Source organism: Xanthomonas sp. D-109 (genome assembly GCF_017746095.1).
GTDB classification, from domain to species: Bacteria; Pseudomonadota; Gammaproteobacteria; order Xanthomonadales; family Xanthomonadaceae; genus Xanthomonas_A; species Xanthomonas_A sacchari.
The window spans coordinates 24,343-39,828 of the sequence record NZ_JAGHWV010000008.1 but is presented as its reverse complement, the minus strand read 5'-3'; the positions used below and the strand labels follow the sequence as shown (position 1 = coordinate 39,828).

At 70.2% G+C, this 15,486-nt stretch carries 12 protein-coding genes; 6 read left to right on the top strand and 6 right to left on the bottom strand.

Annotated elements, in window-relative coordinates:
- Positions 1–4 precede the first annotated feature (4 nt).
- The 4 genes from acnD to prpB all read right to left on the bottom strand — a co-directional run bounded on the left by acnD (position 5) and on the right by prpB (position 5,561).
- The gene (acnD, locus tag J7357_RS08355; RefSeq protein ID WP_209245768.1) at positions 5–2,620 is read right to left on the bottom strand and encodes a Fe/S-dependent 2-methylisocitrate dehydratase AcnD; all 2,616 of its coding nucleotides are present in this window, start codon (positions 2,618–2,620) and stop codon (positions 5–7) included.
- A 215-nt stretch (positions 2,621–2,835) separates the two neighbouring features.
- Positions 2,836–3,999 (bottom strand): 2-methylcitrate synthase, encoded by a 1,164-nt coding sequence (prpC, locus tag J7357_RS08350; RefSeq protein ID WP_209245767.1) that lies wholly within the window; start codon positions 3,997–3,999, stop codon positions 2,836–2,838.
- A 40-nt stretch (positions 4,000–4,039) separates the two neighbouring features.
- On the bottom strand, positions 4,040–4,642 hold the full coding sequence (locus tag J7357_RS08345) for a DUF1003 domain-containing protein (RefSeq protein ID WP_209245766.1): 603 nt from the start codon (positions 4,640–4,642) through the stop codon (positions 4,040–4,042).
- 31 nt (positions 4,643–4,673) lie between these two features.
- The gene (prpB, locus tag J7357_RS08340) at positions 4,674–5,561 is read right to left on the bottom strand and encodes a methylisocitrate lyase (protein ID WP_209245765.1); all 888 of its coding nucleotides are present in this window, start codon (positions 5,559–5,561) and stop codon (positions 4,674–4,676) included.
- A 119-nt stretch (positions 5,562–5,680) separates the two neighbouring features.
- Here prpB and J7357_RS08335 point away from each other — a divergent pair, with 119 nt between their 5' ends.
- From J7357_RS08335 to J7357_RS08315, 5 genes are all read left to right on the top strand, one after another.
- On the top strand, positions 5,681–6,922 hold the full coding sequence (locus J7357_RS08335; RefSeq protein WP_209245764.1) for a citrate synthase family protein: 1,242 nt from the start codon (positions 5,681–5,683) through the stop codon (positions 6,920–6,922).
- Between the two features lie 75 nt (positions 6,923–6,997).
- A complete protein-coding gene (gene lexA / locus J7357_RS08330; protein ID WP_209245763.1) occupies positions 6,998–7,606 on the top strand; it encodes a transcriptional repressor LexA in 609 nt (202 codons plus the stop codon).
- On the top strand, positions 7,606–8,226 hold the full coding sequence (gene imuA, locus J7357_RS08325; protein ID WP_209245762.1) for a translesion DNA synthesis-associated protein ImuA: 621 nt from the start codon (positions 7,606–7,608) through the stop codon (positions 8,224–8,226). The genes lexA and imuA overlap by 1 nt, the downstream gene beginning before the upstream one ends.
- A 10-nt stretch (positions 8,227–8,236) precedes the next feature.
- On the top strand, positions 8,237–9,661 hold the full coding sequence (locus J7357_RS08320; RefSeq protein ID WP_209245761.1) for a DNA polymerase Y family protein: 1,425 nt from the start codon (positions 8,237–8,239) through the stop codon (positions 9,659–9,661).
- Positions 9,658–12,870: an error-prone DNA polymerase gene (locus J7357_RS08315; RefSeq protein ID WP_244667373.1), complete on the top strand. Its 3,213-nt coding sequence runs from the start codon at positions 9,658–9,660 to the stop codon at positions 12,868–12,870. The genes J7357_RS08320 and J7357_RS08315 overlap by 4 nt, the downstream gene beginning before the upstream one ends.
- 77 nt (positions 12,871–12,947) lie before the next feature.
- Here the strand turns inward: J7357_RS08315 and J7357_RS08310 are convergent, their stop codons facing one another.
- Positions 12,948–13,397 carry a nuclear transport factor 2 family protein gene (locus J7357_RS08310; protein WP_209245760.1) on the bottom strand — a complete coding sequence of 150 codons (450 nt, stop codon included), beginning with the start codon at positions 13,395–13,397 and terminating at the stop codon, positions 12,948–12,950.
- Positions 13,398–13,518: 121 nt separating this feature from the next.
- On the opposite strand from J7357_RS08310, the gene J7357_RS08305 reads away from it, so the two are divergent.
- Positions 13,519–14,244 (top strand): helix-turn-helix transcriptional regulator, encoded by a 726-nt coding sequence (locus J7357_RS08305; RefSeq protein WP_209245759.1) that lies wholly within the window; start codon positions 13,519–13,521, stop codon positions 14,242–14,244.
- A gap of 179 nt (positions 14,245–14,423) precedes the next feature.
- Here J7357_RS08305 and J7357_RS08300 read toward each other — a convergent pair whose 3' ends face one another.
- On the bottom strand, positions 14,424–15,194 hold the full coding sequence (locus tag J7357_RS08300; protein WP_209245758.1) for a DNA-formamidopyrimidine glycosylase family protein: 771 nt from the start codon (positions 15,192–15,194) through the stop codon (positions 14,424–14,426).
- Between the last annotated feature and the right edge of the window lie 292 nt (positions 15,195–15,486).

Below are 15,486 nucleotides of genomic sequence, written 5' to 3'. Positions count from 1 at the left end.
CGGCTCAGGCGCTGCGGGCGTCCTCGAGGAAATCCTGGGCGAAGCGCTGCAGCACACCGCCGGCCTCGTAGATGGACACTTCCTCGTTGCTGTCCAGACGGCACAGCACCGGCACCTCCACCGCGGCGCCGTCCTTGCGCACGATGCGCAGGGTCAGCGTGGCGCCCGGGGTGCGCGCGCCGACCACGTCGAAGGTCTCGCTGCCGTCGATGCCCAGGGTCGTGCGCGTGGTGCCGGGCAGGAACTGCAGCGGCAGCACGCCCATGCCGATCAGGTTGGTGCGGTGGATCCGCTCGAAGCCTTCGGCGACGATCGCCTCGACCCCGGCCAGGCGCACGCCCTTTGCCGCCCAGTCGCGCGAGGAACCCTGGCCGTAGTCGGCGCCGGCGATCACGATCAGCGGCTGCTTGCGCGCCATGTAGGTCTCGATCGCCTCCCACATGCGCAGCACCTGCCCGTCCGGCTCCAGCCGGGTCAGCGAGCCCTGCTTCACCTTGCCATCGACCACCGCCATTTCGTTGATGAGCTTCGGGTTGGCGAAGGTGGCGCGCTGCGCGGTGAGGTGGTCGCCGCGATGGGTGGCGTAGGAATTGAAGTCCTCCTCCGGCACGCCCATGTGCGCCAGGTATTCGCCGGCGGCGCTGTCGGCCAGGATCGCATTGGACGGCGACAGGTGGTCGGTGGTGATGTTGTCGCCGAGCACCGCCAGCGCGCGCATGCCGCGCAGCGTGCGTTCGCCGGCCAATGCGCCCTCCCAGTACGGCGGGCGACGGATGTAGGTGCTGCGCGGGCGCCAGGCGTACAGCGGCGCCACCGGCGCGCCCTGCTCCACGCGCACGTTGAACATCGGCGCATAGACACGGCGGAACTGCTCCGGCTTCACCGCGGCGCGCACCGCCGCATCGATCTCGGCGTCGCTGGGCCAGATGTCCTTCAGCCGCACCTCGTGGCCGTCGGCGTCGGTGCCCAGCACGTCCTTCTCGATGTCGAAGCGCACCGTGCCGGCGATGGCGTAGGCGATCACCAGCGGCGGCGAGGCCAGGAACGCCTGCTTGGCGTAGGGATGGATGCGCCCGTCGAAGTTGCGGTTGCCCGACAGCACCGCGGTGGCGTACAGGTCGCGCTCCACGATCTCCTGCTGGATGCGCGGATCCAGCGCGCCGCTCATGCCGTTGCAGGTGGTGCAGGCGAAGGCGACGATGCCGAATCCCAGCGCCTCCAGGTCCGGCAGCAGGCCGGCCTCTTCCAGGTACAGCTGCACCGCCTTGGAACCGGGCGCCAGCGAGGTCTTCACCCATGGCTTGCGGGCCAGGCCGCGCGCGCGCGCATTGCGCGCCAGCAGGCCGGCGGCGATGACGTTGCGCGGATTGGAGGTGTTGGTGCAACTGGTGATGGCGGCGATGATCACCGCGCCGTCGGGCATGCGCCCCTGCGCCTGCTCGGCCTGGCCGGCGGCCAGCTTGGCCGCGTCGGCGATGCCGCGCGCGGCCAGTTCGGTGGTCGCCACGCGCTTGTGCGGATTGCTGGGGCCGGCCATGTTGCGCACCACCTGCGACAGGTCGAAGCGCAGCACGCGCTCGTACTGCGCGGTGGCCAGCGCATCGGCCCACAGCCCGGTGGTACGCGCGTACTGCTCCACCAGCGCCACCTGCGCTTCCTCGCGCCCGGTCAGGCGCAGGTAGTCCAGGGTCTGCTGGTCGATGTAGAACATCGCCGCGGTGGCGCCGTATTCCGGGCACATGTTGGAGATGGTGGCGCGGTCGCCGATGGTCAGCGCGGCGGCGCCTTCGCCGAAGAATTCCAGATAGGCGCCGACCACGCGCTCCTGGCGCAGGAACTCGGTCAGCGCCAGCACCACGTCGGTGGCGGTGATGCCGGGCTGCGGCCGGCCGCTCAGCTCCACGCCGACGATGTCCGGCAGGCGCATCCACGAGGCGCGGCCGAGCATCACGCTTTCCGCTTCCAGCCCGCCGACGCCGATCGCGATCACGCCCAGCGCGTCCACGTGCGGGGTGTGGCTGTCGGTGCCCACGCAGGTATCGGGGAAGGCGACGCCGTCGTGCACGTAGATCACCGGCGACATCTTCTCCAGATTGATCTGGTGCATGATGCCGTTGCCCGGCGGGATCACGTCCACGTTGCGGAACGCGCGCTTGCTCCAGTCGATGAAGTGGAAGCGGTCCTCGTTGCGGCGATCCTCGATCGCGCGGTTCTTGGCGAAGGCCTGTGGATCGTCGCCGCCGCACTCCACCGCCAGCGAGTGGTCGACGATCAACTGCACCGGCACCACCGGGTTGACCTTGGCTGGGTCTCCGCCCTGCTCGGCGATGGCATCGCGCAGCCCGGCCAGGTCGACCAGCGCGGTCTGGCCGAGGATGTCGTGGCACACCACCCGCGCCGGAAACCACGGGAAATCCAGGTCGCGACGGCGCTCGATCAGCTGCAGCAAGGCAGCGTGCAGCAGGTCCGGATCGCAGCGGCGCACCAGGTTCTCGGCGAACACGCGCGACACGTAGGGCAGGCCGGCATAGGCGCCCGGGCTGATCGCATCGACCGCGGCGCGCGCGTCGAAGTAGTCCAGCGCGGTGCCCGGAAGGGATTTACGGTAGTGGCTGTTCATGGCTGGCTACAGTAGAAAAAAGCGAAGACAGGACCCCTTCTCCCTTCGGGAGAAGGTGCCCCGAAGGGGCGGATGAGGGTACGGGCGAAGCCTAGTGCACTCAGTCTCCTCATGAGGGCGGATGAGGGTACGGGCGAAGCTCAATGCAACCCAACGCCACGAGGCTTCGCCCGTACCCTCACCCCCGCCCCCTCTCCCGACGGGAGAGGGGAGGATCAGCTGCGCTGATCGATCGGCACGAACGCCTGATCCTCCGGCCCCACGTAGTGCGCGCTGGGGCGGATGATCTTGCCGTCGATGCGCTGCTCGATGATGTGCGCGCTCCAGCCGGCGGTGCGGGCGATCACGAACAGCGGAGTGAACATCGCCGTCGGCACGCCCATCATGTGGTAGCTGACCGCACTGAACCAGTCCAGGTTCGGGAACATCTTCTTGATGTCCCACATCACCGTCTCCAGCCGCTCGGCGATGTCGTACATCTTGCGGCTGCCCTGCGCCTCGGACAGTTCGCGCGCCACGTCCTTGATGACCTGGTTGCGCGGGTCCGACACCGTGTACACCGGGTGGCCGAAGCCGATGATCACTTCCTTGCGCTCGACCCGCGCGCGGATGTCGGCCTCGGCCTCATCCGGCGTGTCGTAGCGCTTCTGCACCTCGAAGGCGACCTCGTTGGCGCCGCCGTGCTTGGGCCCGCGCAGCGCGCCGATGCCGCCGGCGATGGCGCTGTACATGTCGCTGCCGGTGCCGGCGATGACCCGGCAGGCGAAGGTGGAGGCGTTGAACTCGTGCTCGGCGTACAGGATCAGGCTGGTGTGCATCGCCTGCACCCATTCCTCGTGCGGCTTGAAGCCGTGCAGCAGGCGCAGGAAATGCCCGCCGATCGAATCGTCGTCGGTCTCCACCTCGATGCGCCGGCCGTTGTGGCTGTAGTGGTACCAGTACAGCAGCATCGAGCCGAGGCTGGCCATCAGCTTGTCGGCGATGTCGCGCGCGCCGGGATGGTTGTGGTCGTCCTTCTCCGGCTGCACGCAGCCCAGCACCGACACGCCGGTGCGCATCACGTCCATCGGATGCGCCGACGGCGGCAACTGTTCCAGCGCGGCCTTGACCGCGGCCGGGATGCCGCGCAGCGAGCGCAGCTTGGCCTTGTAGCCGCGCAGTTCGCTGTTGCTGGGCAGCTTGCCGTGCACCAGCAGGTAGGCGATCTCCTCGAACTGGCTGGTGCGGGCCAGGTCCAGGATGTCGTAGCCGCGGTAGTGCAGGTCGTTGCCGCTGCGGCCCACCGTGCACAGCGCGGTGTTGCCGGCGGCGGTGCCGGACAGGGCCACCGATTTCTTCGGCTTGAAGGCGGGGGCGGTCTGCGGAGCGGTGTCGTTCATGGCGAATCTCCCGGTGTTGCGGTCGGATGAGTGCGATGGATCAGGGGGCCTGCGGCGGCGGCGTGACGCCGGCGCGCTCGAGCAGTTGCTGCAGCATGAGGATCTGGCGGTTCTGCAGTTCCACCAGCGTCGCCCAGTCCTGCTCGCGCAGCTGGTTGAGCTTCTCGTGCACCTGCAGGATCTCCAGCTCGGCCTTGATGTTCACTTCGTAATCGTTCTGCGCATGCAGGCGGTCCACCGCCGCCTGGCGGTTCTGGCTCATCATGATCACCGGCGCCTGGATCGCGGCCAGGCACGACAGGCACAGGTTGAGCAGGATGTAGGGATACGGATCGAAGGCGCGGGCCAGCACCAGGCTGTTGAGCACGATCCAGCCCAGCAGCACCACGCCGAAGCCGATGATGAACGTCCAACTGCCGCCGATCGCGGCGACGCGGTCGGCCACGCGCTCGCCCAGCGAGCGGTCGCGGTCGGCCTGCGTGACGATGTCGCGGGCCACGTGGCGCTTGGCGATGAAGCGCTCCACCACCTCGCGCTCGGCCTCGGACAGCGTGTCCAGTTCGGTCTGCAGCAGATGCCGCGCAGTCTGGCGGCGGTCGATGCGGCTGCGCAGGAACGAGGCAGCGCTGGCGTGGGTATTCATGGGCAGGCCCGGGCAGGAAAATCGCCGCCGATCATGCGCCCTTGCCGGCGAACAGCGCATCCAGGCGCTGCTCGAAGGCGTGGTAGCCGATGCGCGCGTACAGTTCCTCGCGGGTCTGCATGCGCTCCAGCACTCCCTGCTGATGGCCGTCGCGGCGGATCGCGGTGTATACGTCCTCGGCGGCCTTGTTGGCGGCGCGGAACGCCGACAGCGGGAACAACTGGATCGCCACGCCGGCCGATGCCAGTTCGTCGCGGGTGAACAGCGGGGTCTTGCCGAATTCGGTGATGTTGGCCAGCACCGGCACCTTCACCGCGTCGACGAACCGGCGGTAGGTATCCAGGTCGTACGCGGCCTCGGCGAAGATGCCGTCGGCGCCGGCCTCCACGCAGGCGATGGCGCGTTCGATCGCCGCGTCCACGCCCTCGGTCTGGATCGCGTCGGTGCGCGCGATCAGGAAGAAATCCGGATCGGTCTTGGCGTCGGCCGCGGCCTTGACCCGGTCCACCATCTCGCCCTGGCTGACGATCTCCTTGCCGGGGCGGTGACCGCAGCGCTTGGCGCCGACCTGATCCTCGATGTGGCAGGCGGCCGCGCCGGCCTTGATCAGCGACTTGATCGTGCGCTCGATGTTGAACGCGCTCGGCCCGAAACCGGTGTCGATGTCCACCAGCAGCGGCAGCGGGCACACGTCGGTGATGCGGCGCACGTCGATCAGCACGTCCTCCAGGGTGTTGATGCCCAGGTCCGGCAGGCCCAGCGAACCGGCGGCGACGCCACCGCCGGACAGGTAGATGGCCTTGTAGCCGGCGCGCTGCGCCAACAGCGCATGGTTGGCGTTGATCGCACCGATCACCTGCAACGGCGCTTCGGCGGCCAGGGCGGCGCGGAAAGCGGCGCCGGGGGAAACGAGGGACATGGGCGGCTCCTGACGAAGAGGCGGCAGCGCCCCGCCGGGCGTTCCGCGATGGGCGCCAATCTGGCACTCTCGCCGGCACGGATCAATCTTGATTCAATGAATCAACCTATCGCCCCTTCATGTCCGACGCCCCCGACCGCAACCTGATCTCGGCCGCGCAGGCCTGCGCCCTGCTCGGCATCAGCAGCGCCACCCTGTACGCCTACGTCAGCCGTGGCCTGCTCAGTTCGCGCGCCGGTCCCGACCATCGCAGCCGCGCCTACCTGCGCGCCGAAGTGGAGCGGCTGGCGCAGCGCAAGCGCGCCGGCCGCGGCGCCGCACGTGGTGCCGCGCAGAGCCTGGACCGCGGCCTGCCGGTGCTGGAGACGCGGATCTCGCTGATCCGCCCCGACGGCCCCTACTACCGCGGACGCTCGGCGGTGGCCATGGTCCGTGCCGGCGCCAGCCTGGAGGACGTCGCGCGGCTGCTGTGGGACTGCCCGGACGGCGAAGACCCGTTCGCCAGCGCCCCGGTCGCGCCGTGGCCGGCGGTGCTGGCGCCGCTGGCCGGACATGCCGCGCTGCCGCCGCTGGAACGCGCCATGGCCTGCATCCCGCTGCTGGCCCTGGACCTGCGCCAGTCGCTCAACGCCGCCCCCGGCGTACGCCGCGAAATCGCCGCCACCCTGCTGCGGCAGAACGCCGCGCTGCTGGTCGGCACCGCGCCGGACGCGCGCCTGGTGCATCGCCTGATCGCCGACCACTGGCGCCCCGGCGACGCCGACTTCGCCGAGCTGGTGCGCGCCGCCCTGCTGCTGTGCGCCGACCACGAACTCAACGTTTCCGCCTTCGCCGCCCGCGTGGTCGCCTCCACCGGCGCGCCGCTGCACGCCACCGTCAGCGCCGGCCTGGCCGCGCTGTCCGGCCCGCGCCACGGCGGCGCCACCGCGCGCGCCCACGCCCTGTTGCGCGACGCCCAGGACGCGCCCAGCGCCGCCGCCCTGATCGCCGAACGCTGGCAGCGCGGTGACGACCTGCCCGGCTTCCACCACGCCCTGTACCCCGACGGCGACCCGCGCGCGGCCGAAGTGCTGCGCCTGCTGCGCGAACGCAGCGGCGGCAGCGCGCGCATGCAGCACGTGGAAGCGGTGATCGCCGCCGCCCAGGACTGCAGCGGCCAGCGCCCGAACATCGACTGCCTGCTCGCCGCGCTCTGCTTCGTCCACGACCTGCCGGCGGCGCACGCCCTGGTGCTGTTCGCCGCCGCCCGCCAGGCCGGCTGGCTGGCGCATGCCCTGGAGCAGCAGGCCCTGGGCAAGCTGATCCGGCCCCGCGCCCGCTACGCCGGGGCGATGCCGGAGGATGGCGCTGGGCGCGGCTGACACGTCGGGAGACGCCAAACCCGTTCAGCGCCCCCATCTCGCCAAGGCCACGCCCTAGGTGTACAAATGTACACCATGACCACCCTGTCCCCGCAGCGCGCCGCCATCCTTGCCTACGTCCACGCCTGCGCCGAGCAGGACGGGCGGCCGCCGAGCCTGGCCGAGATCGCCGAACGCTTCGGCTTCGCCTCGCGCAATGCCGCGCGCAAGCACGTGCAGGCGCTGGTCGAGGCCGGCTTGCTGGAGCAGGTGCCGCAGCAGGCGCGCAGCCTGCGTCCGGCGCAGGCCGGCACGCGTAGCGAACTGCTGCAACTGCCGGTGCTGGGCCGGGTCGCCGCCGGCGTACCGATCGGCGCCGACATCGGCCTGGACCAGCAGTTGCGCCTGGACCGCGCGGTGTTCGCGCTGCGCCCGGACTACCTGCTGCGGGTGCAGGGCGATTCGATGATCGACGACGGCATCCTCGACGGCGACCTGGTCGGGGTGCGCCGCGCCGCCGACGCCCGCAACGGCCAGATCGTGGTGGCGCGGCTGGACGGCGAACTCACCATCAAGCGCTACCGGGCCGATGGCGAGGGCATCGCGCTGCTGCCGCGCAATCCCGCCTATGCGCCGATCGTGGTCGCTCCCGGGCAGGACTTCGCCATCGAAGGGCATTACTGCGGCCTGATCCGGCCCGGCTGATGGCCGCCGTCGTCGCCCTCGACCGCCTGCTGGCCGAGCGCCGGGTCTGGCGCGGCCAGCCGACGGCGCTGCCGCCCAGCGCCCAGCCCACCGGGCACGCCGCGCTGGACGCGGTGCTGCCCGCGCGCGGCTGGCCGGAAATGGCGCTGACCGAGCTGCTGCACGCCGCCGACGGCATCGGCGAACTGCAGCTGCTGTGGCCGACGCTGGCGCGGCTGTCGCAAGGCGGCGGCCGCATCGTGCTGGTCGATCCACCGTACCTGCCCTACCCCACCGCCTGGGCCCAGGCCGGGGTGGCGCTGGCGCAGGTGCAGATCGTCCGCGCCGGTGCGGACGCGGCCTGGGCCGCCGAACAGTGCCTGCGCGCCGGCAGTTGCGCGGCGGTGCTGTGCTGGCCGGGGCTGGCCGGCGACAAGACCCTGCGCCGGCTGCAGGTGGCCGCCGAGACCGGGCGCACCCTGGGCTTCGCCTACCGGCCGCTGAAGGCCGCCGCCAATCCGTCGCCGGCCGCGCTGCGCATCGCCATCGACGCCGCGCCGGCGCAACTGCGCGTGCTCAAGTGCCGCGGCGGGCTGCCGCCGGCGCAGCCGATCGCGCTGCCTGCCCTGGCGACCGGGTGAGACCGCACACATGCGCTGGGCCTGCATCCTGTTGCCGCAACTGGCGCTGGACACCGTCCTGCGCCGCTGGCCGTCGCCGGACGAACCGCTGGCGCTGCTCGACGGCCCGCCGCAGCGGCGCACGCTGAAGGCGGTCAACGCCGCCGCGCGCGCCCGCGGCCTGCGCCCCGGGCAATCGCTGGTCACCGCGCAGGCGCTGTGCGACCGCTTCGCCACCGCCCTGCACGATGCCGAGGAAAGCCGCCGCAGCCAGCAGTTCCTCGCGGCGTGGGCGTACCGCTTCAGTTCGCTGGTCAGCACCGACTACCCCGGCGCGTTGTTGCTGGAGATCGAAGCCAGCCTCGGCCTGTTCGGGCCATGGCCGCGCTTCGAGGCGCGGCTGCGCGAGGAACTGACCGCGCTGGGCTTCCGCCACCGCATCGTGGTCGCGCCGCACCCGCTGGCCGCGCGCGCACTGGTCAATGCGCACGACGGCATCGCCTTGCTCGACAACGCCGCACTGCAGCGCGCGCTGGGGCAGTTGCCGATCGCCCGTGCCGGGCTGCCGCCCGCGCTGGCCGACGGCTTCGCGCGGATGGGCCTGCGCCGCCTGCAGCAGCTGTTCGCGCTGCCGCGCACCGGGCTGGCGCGGCGCTATCCGCCGTCCCTGCTGCAGCACCTGGACGCGTTGCGCGGGCAGGCGCCGCTGCCGCTGCAGTACTACCTGCCGCCGGATCGCTTCGATGCGCGCGTGGAACTGGGCTATGCCACCGAATCCAACCAGGCGCTGCTGTTCCCGCTGCGCCGGCTGACCCAGGACCTGGCCGCGTTCCTGGCCGGGCGCGATGGCGGCGTGCAGCGCTTCCGCCTGCTGCTGGAACACGAGGACTTGGAGCCCAGCGTGGTGCCGGTGGGCTTGCTCGCCGCCGAGCGCGATGCGGCGATGCTGTTCGAGCTGGCGCGTGGGCGCCTGCAGCAGGCCAGCGTGCCGGCGCCGGTGCAGGCGCTGCGCCTGTGCGCCGACGAACTGCCGCCGTTCGTGCCGGCTGCGCGCGAACTGTTCGACGAGCGCGCGCAACAGGCGCTGCCGTGGGAGCAACTGCGCGAACGCCTGCGCGCGCGCCTGGGCGACGATGCCGTGCATGGCCTGCGCGCGCACGCCGACCATCGCCCGGAACTGGCCTGGCGCGCCGAATCCAGCACGGCGCGCAGCACAGCCACACCCGCCGCCAACGCGCCGCCACGCCCCGGTTGGCTGCTGCAACGGCCGGTGCCGCTGCGCGAACGCGCGCCCGAATGCCTGGCCGGGCCGGAACGCATCGAGAGCGGCTGGTGGGACGACGGCGACGTGCGCCGCGACTACTACGTCGTGCGCACCCGCCAGGGCCAGCGCGCCTGGGCCTTCGCCCCGGCCGACGCGCCGGACGCACTGATGCTGCACGGCTGGTTCGGATGAGCCACACCCCGCCGCATCCACGCATGCCGCCGCGCCTGCGGCTGCTGCCGACGCCGGCGCCTGCGCAAACCAGCGCGCCCGCCACCAGCGCGCCGCCCGCGCCAGCCGACCCAACGCTGCCCGACTACGCCGAACTGCATTGCCTGTCCAACTTCAGCTTCCAGCGTGGCGCCTCGCATCCCTGGGAACTGTGCGAACGCGCGCTGCACCACGGCTACCGCGCCCTGGCGATCACCGACGAATGCAGCCTGGCCGGCATCGTGCGCGCCTGGCAGGCGGCCCGGGACATGGGCCTGCACCTCATCGTCGGCAGCGAGATCCAGTTCGAGCACGGTCCCAAGCTGGTGCTGCTGGCCGAGACCCTGCACGGCTACCAGCGGCTGTGCCGGCTGATCACCCTGGCCCGGCGCCGCGCCGACAAGGGCCACTACCGTGCGCTGCGCGAGGATCTGGCCAGCGCGGACGACGGTTCGGGCCTGCTGTGCCTGTGGCTGCCGCGCGGCGACGGCGACGACGCCGCGGACGGTGTCTGGCTGCAGGCGCGCTTCCCGCAGCGGCTATGGCTGGCGGTGGAACTGCTGCGCGGCCCCGACGATGCCGCGCTGCTGCAGGCGCGCTTGCAGTTGGCGCATGCACTGCAACTGCCCGCCGTGGCCAGCGGCGACGTGCACATGCACGCGCGCGGCCGCCGCGCCCTGCAGGACACCTTGACCGCAATCCGCCAGCGCCTGCCGCTGCACGAAGCCGGCGCCCACCTGTACCCCAACGGCGAACGCCACCTGCGCCCGCGCGCCACGCTGGCGACGCTGTATCCGCCGGAACTGCTGACCGAAACCGTGCGCATCGCCCAGCGCTGCACGTTCGACCTCGGCCAACTGCAGTACGAATACCCGCACGAACTGGTACCGCCCGGACACACGCCCACGCAATGGCTGCGCATCCTCACCGAACGCGGCGCGGCCGAGCGCTGGCCGCACGGCGTGCCGGACAAGGCGCGGCGCCTGATCGAACACGAACTCGGCGTGATCGAGCGGCTGAAGTACGAGTCCTACTTCCTCACCGTCTACGACCTGGTGCGCTTCGCACGCTCCAAGGACATCCTGTGCCAGGGCCGCGGCTCGGCGGCGAACTCGGCAGTGTGTTACGCGCTAAAGATCACCGCCATCGACCCGGACCGCATCGGCATGTTGTTCGAGCGCTTCATCTCCGAAGAGCGCAAGGAGCGGCCGGACATCGACATCGATTTCGAGCACGACCGCCGCGAGGAAGTGATCCAGTACATCTTCCGCCACTACGGCCGCGAGCGCGCCGCACTGGCCGCGGTGGCGATCAGCTACCACACGCGCAGCGCGGTGCGCGACGTAGCGCGCGCACTGGGCCTGCCCAGCGACACCGTCGACGCGCTGTCCTCCGCGCTGGGTCAGCGCGATCCGGTGGAGTCGGCGCAGGAGCTGCTGCGCGAACGCGGCTTCGACCCGGACACGCCGGTCATGCGCCGGCTGCTGGTGCTCGCCAGCCAACTGATCGGCTTCCCACGGCACCTGTCGCAGCATCCCGGCGGCTTCGTCATCTCCGAGCATGCGCTACACACCCTGGTGCCGGTGGAGAACGCGACCATGGCCGAGCGCACAGTGATCCAGTGGGACAAGGACGACCTGGAACTGGTCGGGCTGATGAAGGTCGATGTGCTCGCGCTGGGCATGCTCAGCGCGCTGCGGCGCACCCTGGACCTGCTGCGCGCACACCGCGGCCGCGACTACACGCTCGCCACCATCCCCGCCGAAGACCCGCAGACCTACGCGATGATCCGGCGCGCCGACACCATCGGCGTGTTCCAGATCGAATCGCGCGCGCAGATGGCGATGCTGCCGCGGCTGCAGCCGAAAGAGTTCTACGATCTGGTCATCCAGGTGGCGATCGTGCGCCCCGGCCCGATCCAGGGCGGCATGGTGCATCCGTACCTGCGCCGGCGCAGCGGCGAGGAAGCCACCGACGATCTGCCCGACGAATTACGCGAGGTCTTCAAGCGCACGCTCGGCGTGCCTCTTTTTCAGGAACAGGTGATGCAACTGGCGGTGGTCGCCGCCGGCTACACGCCCGGCCAGGCCGACCAATTGCGCCGCTCGATGGCGGCCTGGAAACGCCACGGCGGGCTGGAACCGCATCGCGACAAGTTGCTGGAAGGCATGCTTGAAAGAGGCTACAGCGCCGAATTCGCCGGACGCATCTTCGAGCAGATCAAGGGCTTCGGCAGCTATGGCTTTCCCGAGAGCCACGCCGCCAGCTTCGCCCTGCTCACCTACGCCAGTTGCTGGCTCAAGTGCCACGAACCGGCGGCGTTCACCTGCGCCCTGATCAACAGTTGGCCGATGGGGTTCTACAGCCCCGACCAGTTGCTGCAGGACGCGCGCCGCCACGGCCTGCAGGTGCGGCCGGTGGACATGCGCTACAGCGATTGGGACTGCAGCCTGGAAGCGTACAGCCCCGATCCGCAGGTGCAGCCGGCGATCCGCCTGGGCCTGCGTCTTGTCCGCGGCCTGGCCGAGGACGCCGGGCTGCGCCTGCAGCAGGCGCGCGCGCAGGCCCCGTTCCACGACCTCGCCGACCTGTGCCACCGCGCCGCGCTCGACGACAAGGCCCGCGCCGCCCTCGCCGACGCCGGCGCATTGAAAGCGCTGGCCGGCCATCGCCATCGCGCCCGCTGGGCAGTGGCCGGCGTCGAATCACAGCGCCCCCTGTTCGAAGCGCTCGCAGCGACGCCCGAGCAACAGGTCGCGCTGCCGCTGCCCAGCCAGGGCGAAGACATCCGCGCCGACTACGCGACGCTCGGCACCACCCTGGGCAAGCACCCGTTGACCCTGCTGCGCGCGCAACTGCGCGCGCGCCGCTACCGCCATTCCGGTGAACTGCGCACGCTGCCGCATGCCAGCGCCGTCGCCGTGGCCGGCCTGGTGACCATGCGCCAGCGCCCGCAGACCGCCAGCGGCGTCACCTTCGTCACCCTCGAGGACGAGCACGGCCTGGTCAACGTGGTGGTGTGGCGGCGTCTGGCCGACCGCCAGCGCCAGGCCCTGCTCGAATCGCGGCTGCTGCTGGTACGCGGCCGCATGGAAACCGCCGATGGCGTGCGCCACCTGATCGCCGGCCATCTCGAAGACCTGACATCCCTGCTGCTCGGCCTGGATATCCGCAGCCGAGATTTTCATTGAGGCGGCGCCGCGGCGGCGCGCGGATGGACGCGATGCCTAAGCACGTGCAGCGCACTTGCCGAGTGCAGCATGCAAGTTCAGGACTGCCTGCCCAGCGCAGCCAACAACGTCTGCACGCCCTTCCAGCCCCAGTACACGCGATGGCAGGCGATCAATCCGGCGGCGTCCAGGTCCATCACTTCCACCAGATCGACCTGGTCGCCCTGCGGCGTTTCACGCGGATACTCCCAGACCAACTGCCGCCCCGCGACATGACAGTGGCCGCTGCGGTACCAGCGCCCCAGGCCGTTCTCGGGCTGGGCAAAGGACGCAGCGAAGAAGGCCGCGATGGCGTCGCGGCCCTGCAGCCGCCCGTCCTGCCGCGCCGCCGACGCCACATAGGCCAACGGCGATTCCAACTGCGCATCCGGCGCATACAGCGCCATCAACGCCGGCAGATCGCGCGCCACCACATGCCGGTGCCAGCGTTCGAACACGAGGTGCGCATCGCGTTCGGCGGGGTTCGGCGGCGTTTCGTTCGTCTGCATCGGCAGGCTCCGGTGAGAATCCGCGCAGTCTAGGAATCCGCCAGGTACATCGTTTCGGCGCGCATCGAAACGTCGCGGCGCGGCCGGTCCTATGATGACCACGTCCATCGGGAGCGTGACGATGCATCTGGAACACCCCAATCTGGCAGCGACCGCGTTCCTGATCGCCGACCCGGCGCGCGCCGCCATGCTGATGGCGCTGGTCGATGGGCGCGCACTGCCGGCCGGCGAACTGGCCTTCGCCGGCGGCGTCACCCCGCAGACCGCAAGCGCACACCTGGTAAAGCTGCTTGAGGGCGGCCTGCTGGCGGTCGAGGTCCAGGGCCGCCATCGCTACTACCGCCTGGCCAACGCGCACGTCGCCACCGTGCCCGAGACACTGGCCACCCTCGCGCCACCACAGACGTCACGCCGCCGCACGACGCACCGCGACGCCCAGCCGCTGCGCCTGGCACGCTGCTGCTACGACCACCTCGCCGGGCGTCTCGGCGTGGCGATCACCGAGGCACTGGAACAACGCGCGTGGCTGAGCACGCACGATGACGTCACCTGCTACGCCGTCTCTCCCGAAGGCGCGGCATGGTTCGCGCGCATGGGCGTGGATCTGCCACAGCTTGCCCAAGGCCGCCGGGCTCTGGCTCGGCGCTGCCTGGACTGGACCGAACGCCGCCACCACCTCGCCGGCGCGTTGGGTGCCGCCCTGCTCGACCAACTCTCCGCCCGACACTGGCTGCGCCGCGTCGACGGCTCGCGCGCGTTCGTCGTGACAGATCTCGGCTGGGCCGGCCTGCTTGCCGAACTGGGCATTCGGCGGTGCGAAGACGAGGCGTTGGCGCTGCCCTCCTGACGAAGAACGATCAACGCGCGTGGCGGACGGCGACCTCCCATTGTCCTGTCTGACGCATGCGCGCAGGCCGCCGGCACCGACGACGCGGTCTCCGCCGCCTCATCCAACGCGGACACTGCAGCCAAGGTACATGCCTCTTTAGCCGCAACACGATCAGCACTTCGCTGACGGCAGCGGAATTACGTGAACATGTCGGTCTGCAACCCATCATCCAGCGCGTACCGCCGCTGACAATGCTCGCAGAAGAACGCGCGCCGTTGCGCCTTGCCGAGCTGCTTGCGATAGGTGAGCAAATGGCCATCGCGCGGACAGACCGTCTTGGTGTGCACCTGATAGTGCTTCTTCAGTTCGTAGACTTTCTTCCAGCGATAGAAATCGAAGCTGTACTCGCGCGCCTGCGTCACCAGTTCGCCCAGCTTCCGCGGCGACAGCGCGCCGATCTCACTCTCGGGATGCACGCGGATCCGATGCAGCACCTCGTTCTTGATGATGTTGCCGACACCGGCGAACACGTCCTGATCGAGCAAGGCATCGGCGGCGAGCGTCCGCGGCCGCAGACGCAACTTGCGCCGCGCCTGCGCCGCATCCCAGTCGGGATTCATCACGTCCGCGGTCCAGTCGTAGGCCGCATCCAGCGGACCGTCGATGAACTTGATCGAGCACGCGTAGAAGTTCAGCTCCTCGCCCTTGGCGAAGCCCAGGCTCAGACGCGCCGACGCGTCCTTGCGAGCATTGATCCGATAGCTGCCGAACAGCAGAAAATGGATGCGCACACTGAACGCATCGAACTCGATCAGGAAATGCTTGCCCCAACTGCGCAGCGACAGGATCTTGCGATTGCGCATCCGCGCCAGGTCCAGCTTGCTGTTGCCGGACACCCGCAACACCTTGCGCCCGGCGAACGCGGCCGCCTCTTCTTTCAGGATAACGATCGAAGGACCTTCAGGCATGGCCGAAGTATCGATAGCGGCCGTGAGCGATTCGTGAGCCGAAGGGGAGCCAGGCTAGTCGGTTTGCGCTGGGTACACGTTGGAATCGGATGATCAATGCCAACGGGCCGAGGCCGCTCGCTCCAGTTACGACGCGTACTCGGTTTGCAGCGACCGGGACCGAATACGTTAATGACAGCCGCCGCGGAGTGGCAGACATGAGCCGCATCTTTCCAAGAAATTTCGACCGCATCATCTTCGTAGATATCACGAACATGGTCGGCTCGGGCCGCGCGAACAGTCATCGCAGGCA

What these genes read in the sequence shown, in the direction of transcription:
- J7357_RS08335 (WP_209245764.1), top strand. Translation starts at nt 5,681, where the DNA reads ATGTCCGACGCCCCCGACCGCAACCTGATCTCGGCCGCGCAGGCCTGC.
- J7357_RS08305 (WP_209245759.1), top strand. Translation starts at nt 13,519, where the DNA reads ATGCATCTGGAACACCCCAATCTGGCAGCGACCGCGTTCCTGATCGCC.
- imuA (WP_209245762.1), top strand. Translation starts at nt 7,606, where the DNA reads ATGGCCGCCGTCGTCGCCCTCGACCGCCTGCTGGCCGAGCGCCGGGTC.
- J7357_RS08345 (WP_209245766.1), bottom strand. Translation starts at nt 4,642, where the DNA reads ATGAATACCCACGCCAGCGCTGCCTCGTTCCTGCGCAGCCGCATCGAC.
- prpC (WP_209245767.1), bottom strand. Translation starts at nt 3,999, where the DNA reads ATGAACGACACCGCTCCGCAGACCGCCCCCGCCTTCAAGCCGAAGAAA.
- lexA (WP_209245763.1), top strand. Translation starts at nt 6,998, where the DNA reads ATGACCACCCTGTCCCCGCAGCGCGCCGCCATCCTTGCCTACGTCCAC.
- J7357_RS08300 (WP_209245758.1), bottom strand. Translation starts at nt 15,194, where the DNA reads ATGCCTGAAGGTCCTTCGATCGTTATCCTGAAAGAAGAGGCGGCCGCG.
- prpB (WP_209245765.1), bottom strand. Translation starts at nt 5,561, where the DNA reads ATGTCCCTCGTTTCCCCCGGCGCCGCTTTCCGCGCCGCCCTGGCCGCC.
- J7357_RS08310 (WP_209245760.1), bottom strand. Translation starts at nt 13,397, where the DNA reads ATGCAGACGAACGAAACGCCGCCGAACCCCGCCGAACGCGATGCGCAC.
- J7357_RS08315 (WP_244667373.1), top strand. Translation starts at nt 9,658, where the DNA reads ATGAGCCACACCCCGCCGCATCCACGCATGCCGCCGCGCCTGCGGCTG.
- acnD (WP_209245768.1), bottom strand. Translation starts at nt 2,620, where the DNA reads ATGAACAGCCACTACCGTAAATCCCTTCCGGGCACCGCGCTGGACTAC.
- J7357_RS08320 (WP_209245761.1), top strand. Translation starts at nt 8,237, where the DNA reads ATGCGCTGGGCCTGCATCCTGTTGCCGCAACTGGCGCTGGACACCGTC.